The sequence below is a fragment of the Kordia sp. genome, from assembly GCF_045105435.1.
Classification (GTDB): domain Bacteria; phylum Bacteroidota; class Bacteroidia; order Flavobacteriales; family Flavobacteriaceae; genus Kordia.
Map to the genome: position 1 here is coordinate 1 of NZ_JBGCDL010000172.1, position 3,908 is coordinate 3,908.

Genomic DNA, 3,908 nt, shown 5'->3' on the forward strand with positions numbered 1-3,908 from the left:
GTCTAACCAGCACTCGACACAATATACTTCTTAGGTGTAGTTCCGTATTTCTTTTTAAACGCAGCAATAAAATGACTTGCCGTGCTGTAGCCAACTTTATGTCCAACTTCGTTTACGTTGTAACTTCCAGATTCTAATAACTTACGCGCATATTCCATCTTATAATCAAACAAAAAGCTAAAAACCGAATCGCCATAAATTTGTTTAAAACCTTCTTTCAGTTTCTTAATATTCAAACCAACTTCATTTGCCAACTCTTGCAAACTTGGCGGCTCTGCCATATTTGCGATGACAATATCTTTTGCTCTGCGAATTTTCAAAACATTATCTTCATCTACCAAAAACGGACATTGCTCAATATCAGCATCTTCACTTCTATTAAAATACAGACTCAACAATTCGTAAGCTTTCCCTTTTAAGTACAACTTCTTAATTGATGGATGCATGTTATTATTCAACATCTGATTCAACACAACAGCCATCATTGGCGTTATCTTTTTATTATCGTAATACTTTTTATCTTTCTTTTCAGCGTCTAAAAAATGTATATAATTGGCTTCTGTAGAAAATAACGAATGAAACTTCTTAATAGGAATCAACACAGAAATCAGCCAGGTTTTCGATTGTATATCTACGTTTATAGGCAAATCGGTTTGCGGATTGTACAACAGCAAAGCATGTTCGTCCAAAACATCAAAAGAATAGCGTCCGTTATTAAAATTAAACTTACATTCACCCTTTATACAAAAATGAAACTGAATAAAACTACTGTCAATTTCACGTATAAGCTGTTGAGTATCATTGCTATCATTTTGAAGCTTCAAAATATAAAAGCCATCTTCAACTTGAGTCTCTTTCAAAGTACCTTGAGCGTTATTTTTTTCCTCCATAAGTAGAAATACCTGTTTTGTTCTTATTTAGAATCATTCTACGGTAGATGCCCTAAAAAGCCCTATTTTGCAGTAAAATTACAACATTCCGTAAGTTTTTTATAAGAAAATCATCTAAAAAACTTATAGCGATATAAAAAGTCCTTTGAGCGTTATTTTTATTTCACGTTGAATGATACTTTTGTTAACGATTTTGAATTCTTATGAAGCAATATAACATATCAAAACATAATTCTTTTTACTGTGTTGGGCTAAGCTACCAAAAAGCGGAAGCACACACACGTGGAAAATTTAGTTTGTCTGATACAGCTCAAGCTTCTATCCTTGAAACAACAAAGGTTGAAAATATTGGAGATGGCGCATTGATCATTTCTACCTGCAACCGAACTGAAATTTACGGTTTTGCTTCGCATCCTTGCCAATTTATCAAGTTACTTTGTGATTACTCTAACGGAACCGCAGAAGAATTTCAAGATGTCGCTTATATTTATAAGAATAACGACGCCATAAATCACTTATTCAAAGTTGGTACAGGATTAGACAGTCAGATTTTAGGAGATTTTGAAATCATCTCACAATTAAAGAAAGGTTTTAAAGCTTCTCAAAAAGTTGGATTGATTAATGGCTTTATGGAACGTTTAGTAAATGCTGTAATTACGGCTAGCAAACGTATCAAAAATGAAACTGAAATCTCTTCAGGTGCAACTTCAGTAGCATTTGCTTCCGTACAATACATTCTAAAAAATGTAGCAAACGTTTCTGAAAAGAACATTTTACTATTTGGAACGGGTAAAATTGGTAGAAACACCTGTGAAAACTTGGTAAAACATACCAAAAACAATCACATTACACTTATCAATAGAACGAAAGACAAAGCCGAGAAAATTGCAGGAAAGTTCAATTTAACTGTAAAAGATTATTCAGCACTTTCTGAAGAAATTCAAAAAACAGACGTATTAATTGTGGCTACAGGCGCAGAACGCCCAACGGTTTCTAAAGAAGATATTCATACAAATAAGGAATTATTAATCTTAGATTTATCAATTCCTGAAAATGTATCGCGAAATGTAACTGAGTTAGACAATGTAACTTTAGTTCATTTAGATGCTTTATCGCAAATTACAGATGAAACATTAGAACGTAGAAAAGCACAAATCCCGAAAGCAGAAGCGATCATCGACGAAGTGAAAACAGAATTCACCGCTTGGCTAGAAACGCGCAAATTTGCTCCAACAATCAAAGCGTTAAAACAAAAATTGACAGCAATCAAAAATGCTGAATTGGACTTTCAACGTAAAAAAATAAGTGATTTCGACGAATCTCAAGCTGAGATCATTACGAATAGAATCATTCAAAAAATAACTACACAATTTGCCAATCATCTTAAAGATGAAAGCACAACTTCAGAAGAAAGTGTAGCACTAATACAAAAAGTATTTCAATTGGAAAACAACTCACTATGAGTAAACGCATCAGAATCGGGACTAGAGATAGTGAACTCGCATTGTGGCAAGCTAAAGTAGTACAAGATCAGTTAGAACATCTTGGTCACAAAACCGAATTAGTTCCCATTAAATCTACAGGCGATTTAGTCTTAGACAAGCCACTATACGAACTCGGAATTACAGGAATTTTCACAAGAACACTCGATATTGCCATGCTCAATAATGACATCGATATTGCAGTACATTCTTTAAAAGATGTTCCTACGCTATTGCCAAAAGGTATTGTACAAGCAGCCGTTTTAAAACGTGGAAATGTCCGTGACACACTTGTTTTTAAGAAAAACGAAGAGTTTCTATCGGAACGTGACGCAGTTATTGCGACCGGAAGTTTGCGCCGAAAAGCACAATGGCTTCACCGATATCCAACACATACCATTGAAGATTTACGTGGAAATGTAAACACGCGTTTGCAAAAACTAGAAGACACCGAACATTGGAATGGTGCTATTTTTGCTGCCGCTGGATTGGGACGAATTGGCTTACGACCAGAAGATGCTGTAAATCTTGAATGGATGGTTCCTGCGCCTGCACAAGGAGCAATTATGATTACAGCTTTGGAAGAAGATTCAGAAATTCGTGCCATTTGTGCTGAAATTAATCATGAAGAAACAGAAATTTGTACTTCGATAGAACGCAAATTTCTAAACCTACTAGAAGGTGGTTGTACAGCGCCAATTGGTGCCATTGCATACATAAAAGAAGAAGTGGTTACGCTTGAAGGTGTCTTACTAAGTACTGATGGAACAAAACGAATTTACGTAACACGTTACGAAAAACTTGGTGAACATCAAGAACTTGCAAAATACTGTTCCGATTTTATCATTGAACGCGGCGGAAAACGCTTAATGGATGATATTAAACAATCTGGAAAGCAAACCAATGTGTATTCTACCAAACTATTGACAGAAGCACAACGTCAACTATTTAATGAAAAAGTGATTTCGGAAAGTAGCGATTTCATTAAAATCAGCTTTAATAGAATCAAGCCACAAATAGTTCGAAAACCAATCAAAAATGTGGTGATTACGAGTAAAAATGCAGTAGAAGCATTGGTGCAAAACTTTTCAGCAGAAGAATTACAATTTACAAATATTTACTGCGTAGGACGAAGAACAAAAAAGCTCATTGAGCAAAAAATTGGTTCGGTAACCAAATCGGCACGAAACGCAAAATTACTAGCAGAACACTTAGTTGACTATATTGAAGGAACTTCGGTAACGTATTTTTGCAGCGATATCCGTTTGGATGCTTTGCCAAGAATTTTGGAAGAAAACCACATAGAAGTTACAGAAGTACACGCGTACAAAACCATGTTAGATGCTGAAAAATTGCAAGATGGAATAGAAGGTGTGCTATTTTACAGTCCATCAACCGTAAAAAGTTACATATCGGCAAATAAAGCCAAAGGAATTGCATTTTGCATTGGAGAAACCACAGCAAAAGAAGCGTCACAATATTTTGAAGATGTTCGTATTGCCAAAGTCCCAACGGTTGAAAGTGTGATTGAGTTGGT

At 35.2% G+C, this 3,908-nt stretch carries 3 protein-coding genes; 2 read left to right on the forward strand and 1 reads right to left on the reverse strand.

What is annotated here, in order from left to right:
* Positions 1-2 precede the first annotated feature (2 nt).
* Entirely contained in the window at positions 3-890 is an 888-nt protein-coding gene (locus AB8B65_RS09270) for a helix-turn-helix transcriptional regulator (protein WP_405300671.1), read from the reverse strand.
* 203 nt (positions 891-1,093) lie between these two features.
* Between AB8B65_RS09270 and hemA the strand changes: the two genes are divergently transcribed.
* Both hemA and hemC read left to right on the forward strand, forming a co-directional pair.
* Positions 1,094-2,353 (forward strand): glutamyl-tRNA reductase, encoded by a 1,260-nt coding sequence (gene hemA / locus AB8B65_RS09275; RefSeq protein ID WP_405300672.1) that lies wholly within the window; start codon positions 1,094-1,096, stop codon positions 2,351-2,353.
* The coding region (gene hemC / locus AB8B65_RS09280; protein ID WP_405300673.1) for a hydroxymethylbilane synthase at positions 2,350-3,908 on the forward strand (1,559 nt) is incomplete at its 3' end. The genes hemA and hemC, both read left to right, overlap by 4 nt.